The following is a 17,924-nucleotide window of genomic DNA, read 5'->3' as shown; positions in this document are numbered from 1 at the left end:
TTGGTCGCGCTTCGCGGAAAAGAGATCGACAGCTTCCTCGCCCGGCCTGACGCCGGCCGCCCGATCATCCTGCTGTACGGCCCGGATGCGGGCCTGGTGCGCGAGCGCGCCGACGCGCTGATGGCCTCCGCCGTCGACGACCCCAACGATCCGTTCTCGCTGGTGCGGCTCGATGGCGACGAGCTCGCCGCCGAACCCTCGCGGCTGGTGGATGAAGCGATGACGGTGCCGCTGTTCGGTGGCCGCCGCGCCATCCGCGTTCGCGCCGGCTCGCGCAATTTTGCGAGCGGCGTCGACACGCTGGCCGAGACGGCGCTGAAGGACTGCCGCATCGTGATCGAGGCCGGCGAGCTCAGGCCGGAGTCGCCGCTGCGCAAGGCGTGCGAGCGCGCCAAGAACGCGGTGGCGATCGCCTGTTATCCCGACACCGAGCGCGATCTGACAAAGCTGATCGAGGACGAGCTGCGGATTTCGAATCTGCGGCTGGCACAGGATGCGCGCGCGGTGCTGATGTCGCTGCTCGGCGGCGACCGCCAGGCTTCGCGCAACGAGCTGCGCAAGCTCGCGCTGTTCGCGCATGGCAAGGGCGAGATCACACTCGACGACGTGATGACCGTCGTCTCCGACGCATCCGAGCTGAAGCTCGATCCGATCGTCGACGGCGCGTTCGCCGGCAACGCCGCTGTTGTCGAGAGCGAGTTCGCCAAGGCGATGGTCGCCGGCACCTATCCCGGCGTGATCATCTCGACAGCACAGCGCCATGCCGCGTGGCTGCACAAATCGGCGCTCGCGGTGGCCGACGGCACGCCGGTTAGCGCCGTGCTCGAGGGCGGATTTCCGCGGCTGCACTTCTCGCGCAAAGCCGCAGTCGAGATCGCGCTGCGCAATTTCAGCCCACAGCGGTTGGTGACGGTGATCGATCAGCTTGCCACCGCCGCGCTGGACATGCGCAAGCAGGCCGCGCTCGCCGCCGTGATCGGCCAACGCGCGCTGCTGTCGATCGCGGCAAATGCGAAGCGGAGGGGATAGCCGAGCCGTTGAAACGACCGTCATTGCGAGGAGCTCGCGACAAAATTGCAAAGCAATTTTGCGCTGAAGCGACGAAGCAATCCAACGCTCAGCGTTCGCGGATGCATGGATTGCTTCGCGGAGCCCGTCATCGGGCGCGCATTCGCGCGACCCGTTGGCTCGCAATGACGGAAAGAGCGCAGCCGGCCTAACCGCCTTCCAGCCGCCGCACCACCTCGTCGAGCTGCTCGAGGTTGCGGTAGTTGATCTGCACGGTGCCGCCGGGATCGCGATGCGACACCGTGACGGTGAGGCCGAGCGCATCGCTGACGCGCTTCTCCAGCGCCAAGGTGTCGGCATCCTTGTCGACCTTCGCCCCGCGGCTGGCACGCGCCTTCTGCGGCTTGCGCTCCGGCACGCCCTCCTCATGCGCCAGCGCCTCGGCCTGACGGACGTTGAGGCCTTCGGCGACGATGCGCTTCGCAGCCGTGAGCGGATCGGGCACGCCGATCAGCGCGCGGGCATGGCCGGCGGAGAGATCGCCCTTGGCGATCAGCGCCTGCACCTCGGCGGGCAGCTTGGTCAGCCGCATCATGTTGGCGACGTGGCTGCGGCTCTTGCCGACGATCTTGGCGATGTCTTCCTGGCTGCGTTTGAACTCGTCGGCGAGCGCGTGATAGCCCTGCGCCTCTTCCATCGCGTTGAGGTCTTCACGCTGGACGTTCTCGATGATCATGATCTCGAGCGCGTCGGAGTCGTTGACCTCGACCGGTACGATCGGCACTTCGTGCAGGCCCGCGAGCTGCGACGCGCGCCAGCGGCGCTCGCCGGCGATGATCTCGTAGCGATCCTGCACGCCCTTGATCGCGCGCACCACGATCGGCTGGATCACGCCGCGCTGCTTGATCGAGTCGGCGAGCTCGCCGAGCTCGGCATCGGCGAAGGTGCGCCGCGGATTGCGCGGATTGGCCTTGAGGAATTCGATCGGCACCTTGCGCTGTCCGCGCGGCCGCTCGACATGCGCGGCCTCGCCGCCGACATCTCCGATCAGGCTTGCAAGCCCGCGCCCCAGTCGCGAACGCGCTTCATCGGCCATTGTTGCGAGCTCCCTTGGATTCACGCGCAGTACTCCGAACTTCAATTTCAGGATTGCAGGATGGGTCAAGCGCCGCGAAACCCATCGCTCTCTTCACGTGCCGTGATGGGTATCGCTGCGCTCCACCCATCCTACGCACCGTCAATGCGTGCGCAGCTCGCGCTCGCGTTGGATCACTTCGGTGGCAAGCTTCAGATAGGCTTCGCTGCCTGCGCACTTCAGGTCATAAACCAGCACCGGCTTGCCGTAGGACGGCGCCTCCGAGATGCGCACGTTGCGCGGGATCATCGTGTCGTAGACCTTGCTGCCCATGAACTGGCGCACGTCGGCGACGACCTGGTTGGAGAGGTTGTTGCGCGAGTCGAACATGGTCAGCACGATGCCGTGGATCGACAGGGTCGGGTTGAGCGTCGAGCGCACCTGCTCCACGGTCTGCAGCAATTGCGACAGACCTTCGAGTGCGAAGAACTCGCATTGCAGCGGCACCAGGATCGCATCCGACGCCGCCATCGCATTCACGGTGAGCAGGTTGAGCGACGGCGGGCAGTCGATCAGCACATAGGTGTAGTCGGAGTCCGGCGAGACGTTGTTGTTCAGTCCGGCGATCGCATCGCGCAACCGGAATGCGCGGCCCGGCGTGGTGCCGAGCTCGAGCTCGAGGCCGGAGAGATCCATGGTGGAGGCCGCGATGTGCAGCCGCGGCACGGCCGTCGCGACCACGGCATCCCGCAGCGGCGCTTCGCCGATCAGCACGTCGTAGGTCGAGCAGCTGCGGTTGCGGCGGTCAATGCCGAGGCCGGTCGACGCATTGCCCTGCGGATCGAGATCGACGACCAGGACGCGCTCGCCGATCGCAGCGAGTGCCGTACCAAGATTGATCGCTGTGGTTGTCTTGCCGACACCGCCCTTCTGGTTGGCGAGCGACAGGATGCGCGGATGGCCCGGCGCCTGCGGCGCCCTATCCTCTTGATAAACCTCATCCATCACAGTCATACCAAAATACCACTTGCTGTCGCGGAGTCCCCTAGCGCCGCTCGATTGACCCGAGTTCAACGATCCAGCCCTGTCCGCCGGTGCGGCTGGAATGAAGTTCTGGCTTGATATTCCAGTATTTAGTGGCCTCGGTCAATTCGGCCTCTACATCTTGACCCTTCAAGAACAGCGCCTTCGCGCCCTTTCTGACCCACGGCTCCGCAAAGCCGATGAGTTGATGTAACGGAGCCAGTGCCCGCGCGGTGACGCAATCGATGGGACCGGAGATTCTATCCACAGTATCCCCGATATCAGCGAGATGCACCGTACCCGGCGACGCCGTCACGCGAATCGCCTCGCGCAAGAATGCCGCCTTCTTGGCGATTCGCTCAACCAAATGGACCTGCGCTCCCGGCGTTTCAGCCAGCGCGCAGGCCAGCACCACGCCGGGAAAGCCACCGCCGCTGCCGAGATCGACCCAGGATTTTGCCGAAGGCGCCAGGCTCAGAAGCTGCAGCGAATCCGAGACATGGCGGGTCCAGAGATTCGGAAGCGTCGACGGCGCGACCAGATTGGTCTTGGCCTGNCCTGCCACTCCAGAAGGAGCGCGAGGTACCGATCGAGCCGGACCTCTGTTTCACGTGAAACGGGGGTCAGCGCGAGGGCCGCGGCCTTGTCGGCAGGTAGAATTGGGGAGCTCATATGTATCGCCGTCATTCCGTCGTACCGATCATCGGCGTCGGAGCCGTCGCTGCGAGCCGCGACGCCGTTTCACGTGAAACGTTACGCTGACGCCTTGGTCGCCTTCCGTCGCGCTTCGCGGCGCAGATAGGCCGCCAGGATGCCGAGCGCCGCCGGCGTCATACCGTCGATCCGGCCCGCCTGCCCGACCGTGCGCGGCTGCGCCTTTTGCAGCTTGGCGCGCGCCTCGTTCGAGAGACCCGGGACATCGGCATAGTCGACATCAGTCAGGAGCAGGCTTTCGTCGCGCCTGAAAGCATCGACGTCGGCGGTCTGGCGCTTCAGATAGACATCATACTTGGCGTCGATCTCGAGATGCACCGCGATAGCGGGATCGATGGCCGACAGCTCCGGCCAGATCGCCTGGACTGCGGGCCACTCGATCTCCGGATAGGCCAGTAGCTCAAAGGCCGAGCGGCGGTGGCCGTCGCGATTGAGCGACAACCCGTGCTTGGCGGCTTCGTTCGGCGTGATCGCAAGCGATTTCGCCAATGCCTTCGCCGCCTCCAGCGCTGCCATCTTGCTCCGATGTCGCTCCGCGCGAGCCGTCCCGACGCATCCGAGCGCAATGCCCTTGTCGGTGAGCCGCTGGTCGGCGTTATCGGCCCGCAGTGTCAGCCGGTATTCGGCGCGCGAAGTGAACATCCGATAGGGCTCAGTGATCCCGCGGGTGACGAGATCGTCGATCATGACCCCGAGATAGCCGTCGGCACGGTCGAATACGATCGGATCGGCGCCACTCGCCGCCAGTGCCGCATTGAGCCCTGCAACGATGCCCTGCCCGGCCGCCTCTTCGTAACCCGTCGTGCCGTTGATCTGCCCGGCCAGGAAAAGCCCCTGAAGGCGCTTGGTCTGCAGGGTCGGATCGAGCTCGCGCGGATCGACGTGGTCGTATTCGATCGCATAACCCGGCCGGACCATCTTCACCCGCTCGAGACCGGGAATGCTGGCGAGGATCGCGAGCTGGACTTCCTCCGGCAGCGAGGTGGAGATGCCGTTGGGGTAGACTGTGGTGTCGTCGAGACCTTCGGGCTCTAGGAAGATCTGGTGGCCGTCGCGGTCGCCAAAACGGACGATCTTGTCCTCGATCGACGGGCAATAACGCGGGCCGGTGCTCTTGATCTGGCCGGAATACATCGGCGAGCGGTGGACATTGGCCCGGATCACCTCGTGTGTCGCCGGCGTGGTCCGGGTGATGCCGCACTGGATCTGCGGGGTCGTGATCCGGTCGGTCATCACCGAAAACGGCTCAGGTGGATTGTCTCCCGGCTGCATTTCGACCGCCGACCAGTCGATCGTGGTTCCATCCAGGCGCGGCGGCGTACCGGTCTTGAGCCGGCCCAAGGTAAATCCCGCCCGCTCGAAGGAAGCGGACAGCCCCATGGCCGGCGCCTCGCCGACCCGACCGGCGGGCCAGTTCTTCTCACCGAGATGGATCAGACCGCGAAGAAAGGTGCCCGTCGTGATCACGACAGCACCCGTGGAGAATGTCCGGCCGTCACCGAGGCGGATGCCGGACACGCGCCCATCGGAGACGATCAACTCGTCTGCTTCACCTTCGATGACGCTGAGGTTCACGGTCTCGGCGATCGCAGCCTGCATCACCGCGGCATAGAGCTTCCGATCGGCTTGCGCGCGCGGACCGCGGACCGCCGGACCCTTCCGGCGGTTGAGCATCCGGAACTGGATCCCGCCGGCATCGGCGACCCGGCCCATCAAACCGTCGAGGGCATCGACCTCGCGTACCAGATGACCCTTGCCGAGACCACCGATGGCGGGATTGCAGGACATCGCGCCGATGGTCGAGAAGCGGTGGGTCACCAGGGCCGTACGCGCACCCATCCGCGCAGCCGCACTCGCGGCCTCGCAGCCAGCATGGCCGCCGCCGATGACGATGACGTCAAATGAGTCTGCCCTGGAAACCATGGCGGGACTTCTATCGCGGAGTGATGAAAGCCGGAAGAACGAAGTTGGGGCTATGGCTGTTTCACGTGAAACAGAGAGGATCGCAATCCGACCATTGCCAGTGTTTCACGTGAAACACCAAAACCAGACGAACTGGGAGTCATTACTTCCCGACGCAGAATTCCCGGAAGATGACATCGAGAATGTCTTCCACATCGACCCGACCGAGCAGGCGGCCGAGGGACACGGCAGCGTTACGGAGTTCCTCGGCCGCCAGTTCTTCGCCCTGCCCGATCACATCCATGCTGCGGGCAAGCGATTGGACCGTCTCTTCCAGCGCCTTTCGTTGCCGCGTGCGGCTGATCAAGCCGCCTTCGCTGGTTCCGAAGTAATCATGAGCGTAGCCAACCATCGCGGTGATCAGTTCGGGGATCCCGTCGCCGCGGGCGGCGGAGATCCTGAATTGGGGTTGCGTGGTGCCCCCGCCCGTTCCGCCGGCTCGCGCAGCATCAAGATCGACCTTGTTACGCACCAGCCAGACCGGCGTCGTGCCGTGCACTCCGGCTCCGTCCGCACTATCGGTCAGCCAAAGGACGAGGTCCGCTTCCGCGGCGCGGGCGCGGGCGCGGCGGACGCCCTCCTGTTCGACGGGATCGTCGGTCTCGCGAATGCCCGCCGTGTCGATCACCGTGACGGGATAGCCGTCGAGATCGAGCTGCACCTCGATCACGTCGCGCGTGGTGCCGGCATGCGGCGAGACGATCGCGACCTCGCGCCGCGCCAGCTGGTTGATCAGCGTCGACTTGCCGACATTCGGTGGACCCGCGATCGCAACCACCAGACCATCGCGCAGGCGTTCACCTTGTCCCTGTGCCGCAAGGACTTCTTGAATCTCGTCGTGAAGCGATCTGACCTTCGCCAACGCGGGTGCGATCAGTTCGTCCGGTACATCGCCCTCGTCGGAGAAATCGATGCCAGCTTCGATCAGCGCCGACGCAGCAACGATCCGCTCGCGCCAATCGCGCGCGCGGTTGCCGAGCAGGCCGTTCAGTTGGCGCAGCGCCTGGCGCCGCTGACGGTCCGTGTCGGCGTGGATGAGATCGTCGAGACCCTCAGCTTCGGTCAGGTCTAGCTTGCCGTTCTCGAGCGCCCGCCGCGTGAATTCGCCGGGCTCGGCCGGACGCACATTGTCGAATGCAGCCAGCACGCCGAACATCGCCGCCAATACGGCGCGCCCACCATGGACATGAAATTCCGCGACGTCTTCGCCTGTAGCGCTGGCCGGACCCGGAAACCAAAGCGCGACAGCATCATCGATCGGTTGACGATTCAAATCCTGGAGCAGCGCGCGGGTTACCATCCGCGGGGCCGGCGTCTTGCCGGCCAGCGCCGATACGATCGACTCGGCCATTGGACCAGAGACGCGGACGATGGCAATCGCGCTCGGTGGCCGGCCGGATGACAACGCAAAGATGGTCTGGTCTCGGGGATGCATCGCCTATTTGTTCTCGTGCCTCCGCAAAGGCAATGCTGTTTCATTTTGCACACGCTCATTGAACATATTGCGTCGCAACATAGCCAAGAGTAACCGCCGCATTCCCGCAGCTACTATGCTCCAACTAGCCCTGGCTGATCAGGGACGTCTCGCATCCAAAAAATTAAGCTAGATATATCAATATGTTAAATCATAAACAGAGTGTTAAGACACATCTACCCATGCTGCACGTCTGCTGCAGCAATACCGCAGCATGAAAAAGGGCGCCCCGTTGCAGCGGAGCGCCCTTTCCTTTCGAGGCCTTGGCCTCAGGTGTTCATCGAGTCGAAGAACTCCGAGTTGCTCTTCGTGTTCCGGAGCTTGTCGAGCAGGAAGTCGATCGCGTCCATCGTGCCCATCGGATTCAGGATGCGGCGCAGGACGTACATCTTCTTCAGCACCTGCGGATCGGTGATCAGCTCCTCCTTGCGGGTGCCGGAGCGCGCGATGTCGATCGCCGGGAAGGTCCGCTTGTCCGAGACCTTGCGGTCGAGGATCAGTTCGGAGTTACCGGTGCCCTTGAATTCTTCGAAAATGACTTCGTCCATGCGGCTGCCGGTATCGACCAGTGCGGTCGCGATGATGGTCAGCGAGCCGCCTTCCTCGATGTTGCGCGCGGCGCCGAAGAAGCGCTTCGGCCGCTGCAACGCGTTGGCGTCGACGCCGCCGGTCAGCACCTTGCCGGATGACGGCACCACCGTGTTGTAGGCGCGGCCGAGGCGCGTGATCGAATCGAGCAGGATCACGACGTCGCGGCCGTGCTCGACGAGACGCTTGGCCTTCTCGATCACCATCTCGGCGACCTGAACGTGACGCACGGCCGGCTCGTCGAAAGTAGACGACACGACCTCGCCCTTCACCGAGCGCTGCATATCGGTGACTTCTTCCGGACGCTCGTCGATCAGCAGCACGATCAGATAGCAGTCAGGATGATTGGCGGTGATGGAGTGCGCGATGTTCTGCATCAGCACCGTTTTGCCGGTGCGCGGCGGCGCGACGATCAGCGCGCGCTGACCTTTGCCGATCGGCGCGACGATGTCGATGACGCGGGCGGAAAGGTCTTTCTTGGTTGAGTCTTCGAGCTCCATCCGGAAACGCTGATTGGGAAACAGCGGCGTCAAATTGTCGAAATTGACCTTGTGCCTGGACTTTTCCGGGTCCTCGAAATTAAGCGTGTTGACCTTCAGCAGCGCGAAATAGCGTTCGCCTTCCTTCGGGCTGCGAATGTGGCCTTCGATAGTGTCGCCGGTGCGCAGGCCGAAACGGCGGATCTGCGAAGGCGAGACATAGATGTCGTCCGGGCCGGGCAGATAGTTGGCATCGGGCGAGCGAAGAAAGCCGAAGCCGTCGGACAGAACCTCGACGACGCCCTCTCCAACGATGTCGGTCTCGGCAGCCGCGAGTTGCTTGAGGATGGCGAACATCAGCTCCTGCTTGCGCATGGTGCTGGCATTTTCGACCCCATTCTCTTCCGCAAACGAGACGAGCTCAGCCGGCGTTTTCGATTTGAGGTCCTGGAGTTTGATTTCCCGCATTGGGGTAGTCCTGTGAGGGAGTAAGTAGGGAAGGGGTGCGAGGTGGCTTTGGAAAAAGCGGACGCCAAAGGAAGGTCCGCAGGTCTCAGCCAGGAAAGTGCCGTTAGGGCTTCAAACCTGATGCGGCGCCGGTCCAAAAACGAACCGAAACGCGACCACATCCGCCTGCGTGGGGTGGGATATTGCCTATATAGAAAATCGCTTCGTACTCCGCAAGAAGGACTGAAGCCCGCTTCTTGTGCATTGTTGCGGTTAGAACGGCTTCACGACCACCATGATGACGATAAGAATCATCAGAAAAGTCGGTACTTCATTGATAATACGATAGAATTTCTGGCTGCGCCAATTCCGGTCCGCCGCGAAATCCTTCACGCAGCGGGACAAAAAGCCGTGGACGCCGGACATGATGAGCACCAGCGTAAATTTGACGTGAAACCAACCCGAAAGGTACCAGTGTCCGGCCCAGGCCAAATAGAGCCCCGCGAGCCAGGTCACAATCATCGCCGGATTGATGATCGCCTTCAAAAGGCGCCGTTCCATCACCTTGAACGTCTCGGACTGCTTCGACCCGGGCTCGGCCTCGCAGTGATAAACGAACAGCCGCGGCAGATAGAGCATGCCCGCCATCCACGAGATGACGGCAATGATGTGCAGGGCCTTGATCCACTCATACATCGTGGGGTGCCTTTCAGGGAACGGCTCGGGCGGTCTCAGCGTTACGAGCAAAGCTCTCCAAGCGAGGGACGGATACATATCCGCAAGCTCGGCTCTCCTAAACCTATTAATTTTAGATTCTAAGGTTTGAGTCTGAATGACGGTGGATTTGACTCATGCAAGGCGATCCAGCCGTTGTCGCAGGCTTGTTCACATCCCTCAACATTCTTGCGAGAGGGCATGGTCGCGCGGATTCGTTGCCCTGACTCAATTGCTTGCGCTCCTCTGTGGTCAGCTTATGCAGAGACAAATCCACACCTACCCACTATCATCGTCTCCATGACCTCGACTTATCCTTTTGCGAGGTGCTGTGAAGAAAAGGATGAGATATCCCGTGGCCGGCCGGCGGCCCCGGATTCTCGTCCTCGGTCTCCACAGGGATTCACACGATAGACAGGGGTTTTGGTGCCCACGAACTCCAACTATTTCCATCTGCACCTGGTGTCGGACTCGACCGGCGAGACGCTGATCACGGTCGCGCGCGCAGTTGCCGCGCAATACGCCAACGTGACTGCTGTTGAGCATGTCTACCCCCTGGTGCGTAGCCAGAAGCAGCTCGATCGTGTGCTTGACGAGATCGAGGAATCGCCTGGTATCGTGCTGTTCACGCTTCTGGAAAAAGATCTCGTCGGCCGGCTCGAAGGCAAGTGCAAGGAGATCAACGTTCCGAGCCTGTCGATCATCGGGCCGGTGATGCAATTGTTCGAGGCTTATCTGGGTGCCGCGACCACCGGGCGTGTTGGCGCGCAGCACGTGCTCAACGCGGAATATTTCCGACGGATCGATGCGCTGAACTACACGATGATGCATGACGACGGTCAGCACGTCGATGGTCTCGAGGAAGCCGACGTCGTCCTGGTCGGTGTATCCCGCACGTCGAAGACGCCGACCTCGATCTATCTTGCCAACCGCGGCATTCGCGCGGCAAACGTACCGCTGGTGCCCGGCATTCCGCTGCCGCATCAGCTCGGAACTCTGAAGAAGCCGCTGGTGGTCAGTCTGCATGCAACGCCGGAGCGATTGATCCAGGTTCGGCAGAACCGCCTGCTCACCTTGGGTGACCGCGACAACGAGACCTACATCGACAAGCAGGCGGTGGCCGATGAGGTTGCCTTTGCGCGCCGCTTGAGCGCGAAGTTCAACTGGCCCCTGCTCGACGTGACGCGCCGCTCGATCGAGGAAACCGCGGCCGCGGTGATGAAGCTCTATGCCGATCGCCAGCGCGCGCGGCCGTCGGAATGATCGCGGCGTCATGAGCATCTGGCGCGGACAGCAGAAGCTGATTCTTGCGTCGCAGAGCCGCGCGCGGAAAATGCTGCTCGAAAACGCCGGCCTCGATTTCGAGGCGCTGCCGGCCGATCTCGACGAGCGTGCGGTGCAGAATGACTCCGGCCGGTCGGCGCCGGGCGAAATCGCCTCGCTGCTGGCGGGTGAGAAAGCACTGTTCATTTCCAGGCAGAGGCCGGGTCAATATGTCGTCGGTGCCGACCAGACGCTGGCGCTGGGACACCGGTTGTTCAGCAAGCCGGCCGGCCGCGCGCAGGCCGCGGAGCAGTTGAGCCTCCTCGCCGGCCACGTCCATGAATTGCACTCAGCGGTTTCGGTGGTGCGCGACGGGAAAACCCTGTTCGCGGATGTGAGCGTCGCGCGGATGACGATGCGGCGGCTTGGCGACCGCGAGATCGGCGCCTATCTCGACCAGGCCGGCGATAGAGTGACGACAAGTGTCGGCGCCTACCAGCTCGAGGGCTTGGGCGTGCATTTGTTCGAGCGCATCGAGGGCGACCATTTCACCATTCTCGGCCTGCCGCTATTGTCGCTGCTCGCATTCCTGCGCAGTGAGAAGCTGCTCGCGGTCTGAAGTGCTGTTGAAAGGTATAGCGACGGAAAGATGCTGATCAGATGTTGATTCTTGGACTGACCGGCTCGATCGGGATGGGAAAATCCACCACCGCGAAACTGTTCATGGAAGCCGGCGTTCCCGTGTACGACGCCGATGCGTCCGTGCATCAATTGTACGAAGGAGAAGCGGCACCCGCGATCGAGGCCGCGTTTCCCGGCACCACCGTCGATGGCAAGGTCGATCGCGCAAAACTCTCCGCGCGCGTGGTGCACGATGCCGCGGCGATGAAGCAGCTCGAGCAGATCGTGCATCCGATGCTCGGCGCGTCACGGGCGAAATTCTTCGCAGACGCGGAGGCCGCCGGCGCGCCGATTGTTGTCGTCGACATTCCGCTGCTGTACGAGACCGGTGGCGAGAAGCGCGTCGATGCTGTGGTAGTGGTCACCACCTCGGCGGAACTTCAGCGCGAGCGCGTGCTGGCACGCGGCACGATGGATGCCGCGAAGCTCGATGCCATCATCGCCAAGCAGGTGCCGGATGCCGAGAAGCGGAAGCGTGCCGATTTCATCGTGGATACCTCGCATGGACTGGACCCGGTGCGGGCGCGCATCCGCGACATTCTGGCCGAGGTTGTTAAGATGCCGAAGCGGCGTGCCTGATTCGCTGCTTCTGGATACCTCAACGTCATGCGCGAAATCGTTCTCGATACCGAAACCACCGGCCTTGATCCGCTGCGCGGCGACCGGCTGGTCGAGATCGGCTGTGTCGAGATCTTCAATCGCATGCCGACGGGGCAGACCTACCACGTCTACATCAACCCCGAGCGCGACATGCCGGCGGAAGCATTCGCCGTGCACGGCCTGTCGACCGAGTTCCTGGCCAGCAAGCCGCTGTTTCACGAGGTGGTCGACGACTTCCTGGCCTTCATCGGCGACACGCCGCTGGTGATCCACAACGCGTCCTTCGACGTCAGCTTCATCAATGCCGAGCTCGATCGGATCAAGCGCGAGATCATTTCGAAGGACCGCCTTGTCGATACCTTGCTGCTGGCTCGGCGCAAGCATCCCGGTGTGTCGAACCGGCTGGACGATCTCTGCTCGCGTTATTCGATCGACAATTCGCACCGGACCAAGCACGGCGCGTTGCTCGACGCCGAGCTCCTGGCCGAGGTCTATATCGACCTGATCGGTGCGCGACAGTCGCAGCTCATCCTGGCCTCGGAGACGACGGACACCCGCGTCGGCGGCCATGGCGACACGCCGCGGCGGCAGCGCGAAATTCCGCTGGCGGCCCGGGTCAGCGACGCCGATCGCGAGGCGCACCGCGCCTTCGTCGCCACCCTGGGCGACAAGCCGATCTGGAACGATTACTTGCCGCCGGTAGCCGTGGCAGCACCGGCCGCATAGAAAATCCGGCTCTGATGGAATCAGAGCCGGACCTCAAGCTTACCGTCAGTTCTAGGAATGTGCCGGATCAGCTCGGCTTGACGCCGGACGCGGCCTGGGCGGCAGCCTGCCGTTCCATGTTCTGGCGGTAGAGGCCGACGAAGTCGACGGGATCGAGCATCAAGGGCGGGAAGCCGCCGTCGCGGACCGAGGTCGCGACGATCTCGCGCGCGAACGGGAACAGCAGTCGCGGGCACTCGATCATGACCAGCGGGTGCAGATTTTCCTGCGGAACGTTCACGATCCGGAACACGCCGGCATAGGCCAGGTCGAAGCTGAACATCACCTTGCCGGCGCTTTCAGCCTTGCCCTCGATCGACAGGATCACCTCGAATTCGCTGTCGGCGAGATTGTTGGCGGAGACATTGATCTGAATGTTGATCGCCGGCTGCTGCTGCTGCGGGCCGAGCGAAGCCGGTGCGTTCGGATTCTCGAACGAGAGATCCTTGGTGTATTGCGCCAGCACGTTGAGCTGGGGAGGAGCCTGTTCGATGGGTGCGCCGTTGCCATTGGTCATGAAAATGTCTCCTGAAGTGGCGCTCGATGGACAGGATGTCCGACGGCAGCCTTTACGGGTGTTGAGAATGCCGATGCCGCGCGAGTGGCTATCATAGGCCCGGCGCAGTCGACAAGGACGACGAGCCGAGGACGCATCAGGGCGCGACCGATTCCCGCGCCGCAGCCGGTGGAGGAGACCTGACCAATCTCTTAACGGCTTCCTAAATAATTGAAGATGCGCGATTTCTGGGCAGGAACGGGTTTCCCCCCGCCGGTAAATCGCGCTACAATTGCCCGTGCCAAAAAGCGCCATTGGCCGGGCATAGTTTCATGCCTACATGCTGCGGACTCAATAGGTGATGTAATCTCCGCCGTTCCCCAACCGGGAACGCTTGTACGGCCGGCCCGTTGCCGGCAGAGCAGAAAGCGAATTCGACGTGGATATCTATACCATCATCTTCCTGGCGCTGGCGGTGTTCATCTTCCTGCGCCTGCGCAGCGTTCTCGGACAGCGCACCGGAAGCGAGCGGCCGCCCTATGATCGGGCCGCACCCAACGTCGTGCAACGGACGCAGGACAACAATGTCGTTCCGATCCCGGGATCGGTGATCGACCAGCCGGCGGCCCCGCGCGCCGAGCCCGCGGAGCCGACCGACCGCTGGAAGGGTGTCGCCGAGCCGGGTACGCCGCTGGCCCAGGGCCTCGATGCGGTGGCGCTCCAGGACTCCACTTTCGATCCGAAGCATTTCCTGTCGGGCGCCCGCTCCGCCTACGAGATGATCGTGCTGGCCTTCGCCAATGGCGACCGCCGCGCCCTGAAGGATTTGTTATCGACTGAGGTCTATGAGAGCTTCGAGGCCGCGATCAAGGACCGCGAGAACCACGAGCAGAAGACCGAAACGCGGTTCGTGTCTATCGACAAGGCCGAGATCGTCAATGCGGAGACGCGCGATCGCACGGCGCAACTGACCGTCCGCTTCGTGTCGCAGATGATTTCGGTCACACGCGACAAGGCAGGCACGATCGTCGACGGCAGCCCGGACAAGGTGGCCGACATCACCGATGTCTGGACGTTCGCCCGTGACTCGGCGTCCCGCGATCCGAACTGGAAGCTGGTTGGCACTGGAAGCGCTCACTAAACATATCAGCTACGGGCGCCTTGCCGTTGCGAGTTGCGCGCTCGCGGTTCTGTGTTCCACTGCGGCGATAGCTGCTCACTACAGATACAGCCGGCACGCAGTGCAGCGGCACGTCCCTGCCCGTGCGCTTCCCTACCCCAATCTGGAACTGCCGCTGCACATCAGCGGCAGCCAGTATGAGCCGCTTACCTGGACGAATATCCCGGGCTGGAACGACGACGATCATCTCGCCGCCTACAAGGCATTCCGGACGAGCTGCAAGCCGATCGCCGCCCAACAGGGGTTGGCACCGGAATCGAAGGCGCTCGGAGGCTCGCTGCGCGATCCCTGCCGGATCGCCAAGCGGCTCGATCTCACCGACAGCACGAAAGCGAAGGATTTCTTCGAGCAGAACTTCGTACCCTTGCGCATCTCGCGGCTCGGCGAAGATGCAGGCTTCGTCACCGGCTATTACGAGCCGGTGCTCGACGGCTCGCGGACGCAGACCGACGTCTACAACGTTCCGGTCTATCGCCGCCCGTCCAACCTGTTCGTGCGCGGCAAGACGCAGGATTCGGTCGGCCTGCCCAACAGCGGTCCGGTGTATCGCAAGATCGGCCGGCGCAAGCTCGTGCCCTATTACGACCGCGCCCAGATAGAGGACGGCGCGATCGCCGGCCGTGGGCTGGAGATCTGCTGGCTGAAGAACCAGACCGATTTGCTGTTCGCGCAGATCCAGGGCTCGGCGCGGATCAAGCTGACGGACGGCACCACGCTGCGCATCAATTATGATGCGCACAACGGCTATCCCTATACGCCGGTCGGACGCATCCTGATCGACCGCGGCATCATCCCGAAGGATCAGATGTCGATGCAGAAGATCAGGGAGTGGATGGAGCAGAATCCGGATGGCGCGAACGAGTTGCGCCGGCAGAACCGCTCCTACATCTTCTTCCGTGAAGTTCCGCTATCCGACAAGGACGAAGCCGTCGGCGCGCAAGGCGTGCCGCTGACGCCGGGCCGCTCGATTGCGGTCGACAAGGCGCTTCATGTCTACGGCACGCCGTTCTTCATCCAGGGCGAGTTGCCGATCGAATCCGAAACGTCGAAGACACCGTTCCACCGGCTGATGATCGCGCAGGACACGGGGTCTGCGATCGTGGGTCCTGCGCGGGCCGACCTCTATTTCGGCGCCGGCGCCGATGCGGGAAAAGTGTCGGGCCGGCTAAAAAACAGCATGCAGTTCGTCATGCTGGTTCCGAAGGAGCTCGATCCTGTCGCCCGCGGCCGCAAGCTGCCGATCCCGGATGAGCGGCCGTCGGCAAAGATAGCAAAGCTGTATCCGCAGACCGATCCGCAGAAGGACAAGCCGGCCGCAAAGCCGGCGGACGCGCCCGTTGCGCCGATCGCCAAGGATGCCGGGAAGGATGTTGCGAAGGGTACCGCCAAGGATCCGGCAAAGAATACGACCGGCAATGCAACCAAGGGTCCGGCCGCGAAGGGCACGGCGGCTCCCGCACAGACAGGTGCAACAGCCCCTGTCGCGCAGGACGCAACTGTGGCAAAAGCGGTGCCGCTGCCGGCAGTCCGGCCCGACATTCCGCAATCTCAGGAGAAGCGGCGCTCTCGGCGCTATCGCCATCGCGACGATCAATGAAACGTCCCGCGTCGATCCCCGACCTTTCCGCTCCGTCGCGGCGCAGGCGTGCGCTGAGCGAGGAGGAGCGTGCGCTCTGGGAGAGCGTCGCAAAGCAGGTCAAGCCGCTGCGCAAGAGGGCGGCTGCCGCGAAAGCGCCCGTAACAACCTCTGATCCGGTCACCCATCACGTCGCGGCAAAGCAGGTACCGGTCAAGGCGCCTGCGCCGCGGCCGCAAGTCCCGCCATTGGCGCCGATCGGCCGCCGCGATCGCGCAAAACTGTCACGCGGCAGGCAGGAGATCGATGCGCGGCTCGATCTGCACGGCATGACGCAAATGCGCGCGCATCGGGTGCTGTTCGCCTTCCTGCAACGCGCCCATCACGACGGGCTGACCTTCGTGCTCGTCATCACCGGCAAGGGCAAGGTCGGCGGCCTGGAAAGCGAACGCGGCGTGCTGCGGCGCCAGGTGCCGGAATGGCTTAGCCTGCCGGAATTTCGTTCCCTGATCGTGGGATTCGAGGAGGCTCATATCGGCCATGGCGGCGAGGGCGCGCTTTATGTGCGCGTGCGGCGCGCGAGAGCATGATCCGGAAAAGTGAGAAGCGGTTTTCCGGACAGATCAAGCTCACAATCAACGATTCTAAAATGGTCTGACGATCCCGACGCGCGGGATCAGCGTGAGAATCCAGCCGAACGTCGTCGTCCTGCGATCGTCTGACGGGATCACCGGCACCTCCTTCGAGGCCGGCAGCTTCTTCACCGCATGCAGTATCAGGAACATGCAGACCGCCCAGTTCGAGATCCAGCGCGAATAGTCGAACACGATCACGAACATGATGAAGAAGCCGGCGCTGATCATGACGAGCGCGGCGATCACAAGACGGCGGTGCAGCTCGCTTGCGAGCGCGTCGATCAGGCGCGCGAAATACTGCCAGAGCGGCGCGTGCAGCCAGATCAGCAGCGCGAACACCGGGACGCCCAGGATGTTCGAGGGCATGCGCGCCCAGGTGTCGGTGATCTCCTTCGACAGCGGCTGGTACCAGATGTAGCCGAACTCAAGCAGATCCGTCCGTGACGGATCGGCCATCCGGCTCCGCAGATGACGGAGGAATTCGTCATAGGGCACGTCGACGGTGCCAAGGAATTGCGCGGCCAGGAACAGGATGCCGACCGTGGCGAGTGCCGCGACCCCCGCCGCCACATTCCGCGATGTCACGCCCTGCACCAGATAGAAGCGCAGCACCACGATGGCTGCGATGGTCGGCACATACATCAGGATGAAGATGTGGTGGATCAGGATCAGCACGATCGAGAACAGCGCAGCCAGCAGCACATAGGCGACCGAGCGCGCCGGGATGAGCAGCAGCACGATCGTGAGCGCGCAGCCATAGATGTCGAAATGACCGAGCGAGAAGATGAAATTCTTCAGGAAGAACGGCGATCCCGCGATGAAGACGAACAGCGGCCAATGCGTGTCGTCGAACCTGAAGGTGCGGCGGAAGAGCTCGATGAACAGGCCGAGCGTCACCAGCCAGATCGCGCCGCCCAAGGCAAACACCAGCCACACCGGCACCTTGTCGGTGAACAGCGAGACGATCGCGCCGATCAGCGCACGCTTGGTGAAGCCGTAATGATAGTCGACCAGCAGGTGGATGTAGGGGACGAAGGGCCGCAGCGTGATCTTGTAGAAGAACAGCCCGATCATCATGGCGGCGTTGACGGCAAGCATCACGCGCCAAGGGTTTTGCCAGACCCGCAGATTCATTCGCCCACCTATGTCGTCCCGGCGCAGGCCGGGACCCATATCCACGACTGTCAGTTTGTAAACGGGATGCAGGCCCGAGTCTTGGCTCAATACGGGCGGCGGTGGTTATG

Annotated in this window: 16 protein-coding genes and 2 pseudogenes; 8 read left to right on the top strand and 10 right to left on the bottom strand. The window is 63.0% G+C overall.

Annotated features, from left to right (window positions below; all coding sequences use genetic code 11):
* A complete protein-coding gene (gene holA / locus AS156_RS37270; protein WP_066514957.1) occupies nucleotides 1–1,029 on the top strand; it encodes a DNA polymerase III subunit delta in 1,029 nt (342 codons plus the stop codon).
* A gap of 187 nt (nucleotides 1,030–1,216) precedes the next feature.
* Here holA and AS156_RS37265 read toward each other — a convergent pair whose 3' ends face one another.
* From AS156_RS37265 to hemJ, 8 genes and pseudogenes are all read right to left on the bottom strand, one after another.
* Nucleotides 1,217–2,104 carry a ParB/RepB/Spo0J family partition protein gene (locus AS156_RS37265; RefSeq protein ID WP_066514955.1) on the bottom strand — a complete coding sequence of 296 codons (888 nt, stop codon included), beginning with the start codon at nucleotides 2,102–2,104 and terminating at the stop codon, nucleotides 1,217–1,219.
* A gap of 141 nt (nucleotides 2,105–2,245) precedes the next feature.
* Nucleotides 2,246–3,097 carry a ParA family protein gene (locus AS156_RS37260; RefSeq protein ID WP_066514953.1) on the bottom strand — a complete coding sequence of 284 codons (852 nt, stop codon included), beginning with the start codon at nucleotides 3,095–3,097 and terminating at the stop codon, nucleotides 2,246–2,248.
* A 31-nt stretch (nucleotides 3,098–3,128) separates the two neighbouring features.
* Nucleotides 3,129–3,662, bottom strand: a pseudogene (locus AS156_RS37255) (16S rRNA (guanine(527)-N(7))-methyltransferase RsmG); the annotation flags it as partial.
* Nucleotide 3,663: 1 nt separating this feature from the next.
* Nucleotides 3,664–3,793, bottom strand: a pseudogene (locus tag AS156_RS45410) (16S rRNA (guanine(527)-N(7))-methyltransferase RsmG); the annotation flags it as partial.
* Nucleotides 3,794–3,859: 66 nt separating this feature from the next.
* Nucleotides 3,860–5,743 (bottom strand): tRNA uridine-5-carboxymethylaminomethyl(34) synthesis enzyme MnmG, encoded by a 1,884-nt coding sequence (gene mnmG, locus AS156_RS37250; RefSeq protein ID WP_066514951.1) that lies wholly within the window; start codon nucleotides 5,741–5,743, stop codon nucleotides 3,860–3,862.
* Between the two features lie 142 nt (nucleotides 5,744–5,885).
* Entirely contained in the window at nucleotides 5,886–7,217 is a 1,332-nt protein-coding gene (mnmE, locus tag AS156_RS37245) for a tRNA uridine-5-carboxymethylaminomethyl(34) synthesis GTPase MnmE (RefSeq protein WP_066514949.1), read from the bottom strand.
* Between the two features lie 308 nt (nucleotides 7,218–7,525).
* Entirely contained in the window at nucleotides 7,526–8,791 is a 1,266-nt protein-coding gene (gene rho / locus AS156_RS37240) for a transcription termination factor Rho (RefSeq protein WP_066514947.1), read from the bottom strand.
* Between the two features lie 252 nt (nucleotides 8,792–9,043).
* Nucleotides 9,044–9,466, bottom strand: a complete 423-nt coding sequence (gene hemJ, locus AS156_RS37235) for a protoporphyrinogen oxidase HemJ (RefSeq protein WP_066514944.1) — start codon at nucleotides 9,464–9,466, stop codon at nucleotides 9,044–9,046.
* A gap of 444 nt (nucleotides 9,467–9,910) precedes the next feature.
* On the opposite strand from hemJ, the gene AS156_RS37230 reads away from it, so the two are divergent.
* Genes AS156_RS37230 through dnaQ form a run of 4 tightly spaced genes read left to right on the top strand, consistent with a single transcriptional unit; the run spans nucleotide 9,911 to nucleotide 12,754 of the window.
* Nucleotides 9,911–10,747 carry a pyruvate, water dikinase regulatory protein gene (locus tag AS156_RS37230; protein ID WP_066515206.1) on the top strand — a complete coding sequence of 279 codons (837 nt, stop codon included), beginning with the start codon at nucleotides 9,911–9,913 and terminating at the stop codon, nucleotides 10,745–10,747.
* A 10-nt stretch (nucleotides 10,748–10,757) separates the two neighbouring features.
* A complete protein-coding gene (locus AS156_RS37225; RefSeq protein WP_066515202.1) occupies nucleotides 10,758–11,366 on the top strand; it encodes a Maf family protein in 609 nt (202 codons plus the stop codon).
* 41 nt (nucleotides 11,367–11,407) lie between these two features.
* Nucleotides 11,408–12,007, top strand: a complete 600-nt coding sequence (coaE, locus tag AS156_RS37220; RefSeq protein WP_066514941.1) for a dephospho-CoA kinase — start codon at nucleotides 11,408–11,410, stop codon at nucleotides 12,005–12,007.
* 27 nt (nucleotides 12,008–12,034) lie between these two features.
* Entirely contained in the window at nucleotides 12,035–12,754 is a 720-nt protein-coding gene (dnaQ, locus tag AS156_RS37215; RefSeq protein WP_066514938.1) for a DNA polymerase III subunit epsilon, read from the top strand.
* A gap of 67 nt (nucleotides 12,755–12,821) precedes the next feature.
* Here dnaQ and secB read toward each other — a convergent pair whose 3' ends face one another.
* Entirely contained in the window at nucleotides 12,822–13,310 is a 489-nt protein-coding gene (secB, locus tag AS156_RS37210; protein WP_066514936.1) for a protein-export chaperone SecB, read from the bottom strand.
* A 418-nt stretch (nucleotides 13,311–13,728) separates the two neighbouring features.
* Here secB and AS156_RS37205 point away from each other — a divergent pair, with 418 nt between their 5' ends.
* From AS156_RS37205 to AS156_RS37195, 3 genes are all read left to right on the top strand, one after another.
* Nucleotides 13,729–14,430, top strand: a complete 702-nt coding sequence (locus AS156_RS37205; protein ID WP_066515198.1) for a Tim44/TimA family putative adaptor protein — start codon at nucleotides 13,729–13,731, stop codon at nucleotides 14,428–14,430.
* A 148-nt stretch (nucleotides 14,431–14,578) separates the two neighbouring features.
* A complete protein-coding gene (gene mltA / locus AS156_RS37200) occupies nucleotides 14,579–16,066 on the top strand; it encodes a murein transglycosylase A (protein ID WP_066515200.1) in 1,488 nt (495 codons plus the stop codon).
* Entirely contained in the window at nucleotides 16,063–16,635 is a 573-nt protein-coding gene (locus AS156_RS37195) for a Smr/MutS family protein (protein WP_066514935.1), read from the top strand. The genes mltA and AS156_RS37195 overlap by 4 nt, the downstream gene beginning before the upstream one ends.
* Nucleotides 16,636–16,689: 54 nt before the next feature.
* On the opposite strand, the gene AS156_RS37190 is transcribed toward AS156_RS37195, so the two are convergent.
* A complete protein-coding gene (locus AS156_RS37190) occupies nucleotides 16,690–17,814 on the bottom strand; it encodes a hypothetical protein (RefSeq protein WP_066514933.1) in 1,125 nt (374 codons plus the stop codon).
* Between the last annotated feature and the right edge of the window lie 110 nt (nucleotides 17,815–17,924).

Source organism: Bradyrhizobium macuxiense (assembly GCF_001542415.1).
Lineage (GTDB): Bacteria > Pseudomonadota > Alphaproteobacteria > Rhizobiales > Xanthobacteraceae > Bradyrhizobium > Bradyrhizobium macuxiense.
The sequence above is the reverse complement of the archived record's forward strand: the minus strand, read 5'-3'. Positions and strand labels throughout refer to the sequence as shown.

Excerpts from the sequence above, each read along its gene's own strand:
- AS156_RS37265 (WP_066514955.1), bottom strand. The coding sequence starts at position 2,104 with ATGGCCGATGAAGCGCGTTCGCGACTGGGGCGCGGGCTTGCAAGCCTG.
- AS156_RS37260 (WP_066514953.1), bottom strand. The coding sequence starts at position 3,097 with ATGACTGTGATGGATGAGGTTTATCAAGAGGATAGGGCGCCGCAGGCG.
- mnmG (WP_066514951.1), bottom strand. The coding sequence starts at position 5,743 with ATGGTTTCCAGGGCAGACTCATTTGACGTCATCGTCATCGGCGGCGGC.
- mnmE (WP_066514949.1), bottom strand. The coding sequence starts at position 7,217 with ATGCATCCCCGAGACCAGACCATCTTTGCGTTGTCATCCGGCCGGCCA.
- rho (WP_066514947.1), bottom strand. The coding sequence starts at position 8,791 with ATGCGGGAAATCAAACTCCAGGACCTCAAATCGAAAACGCCGGCTGAG.
- hemJ (WP_066514944.1), bottom strand. The coding sequence starts at position 9,466 with ATGTATGAGTGGATCAAGGCCCTGCACATCATTGCCGTCATCTCGTGG.
- AS156_RS37225 (WP_066515202.1), top strand. The coding sequence starts at position 10,758 with ATGAGCATCTGGCGCGGACAGCAGAAGCTGATTCTTGCGTCGCAGAGC.
- coaE (WP_066514941.1), top strand. The coding sequence starts at position 11,408 with ATGTTGATTCTTGGACTGACCGGCTCGATCGGGATGGGAAAATCCACC.
- dnaQ (WP_066514938.1), top strand. The coding sequence starts at position 12,035 with ATGCGCGAAATCGTTCTCGATACCGAAACCACCGGCCTTGATCCGCTG.
- secB (WP_066514936.1), bottom strand. The coding sequence starts at position 13,310 with ATGACCAATGGCAACGGCGCACCCATCGAACAGGCTCCTCCCCAGCTC.
- AS156_RS37195 (WP_066514935.1), top strand. The coding sequence starts at position 16,063 with ATGAAACGTCCCGCGTCGATCCCCGACCTTTCCGCTCCGTCGCGGCGC.
- AS156_RS37190 (WP_066514933.1), bottom strand. The coding sequence starts at position 17,814 with ATGAATCTGCGGGTCTGGCAAAACCCTTGGCGCGTGATGCTTGCCGTC.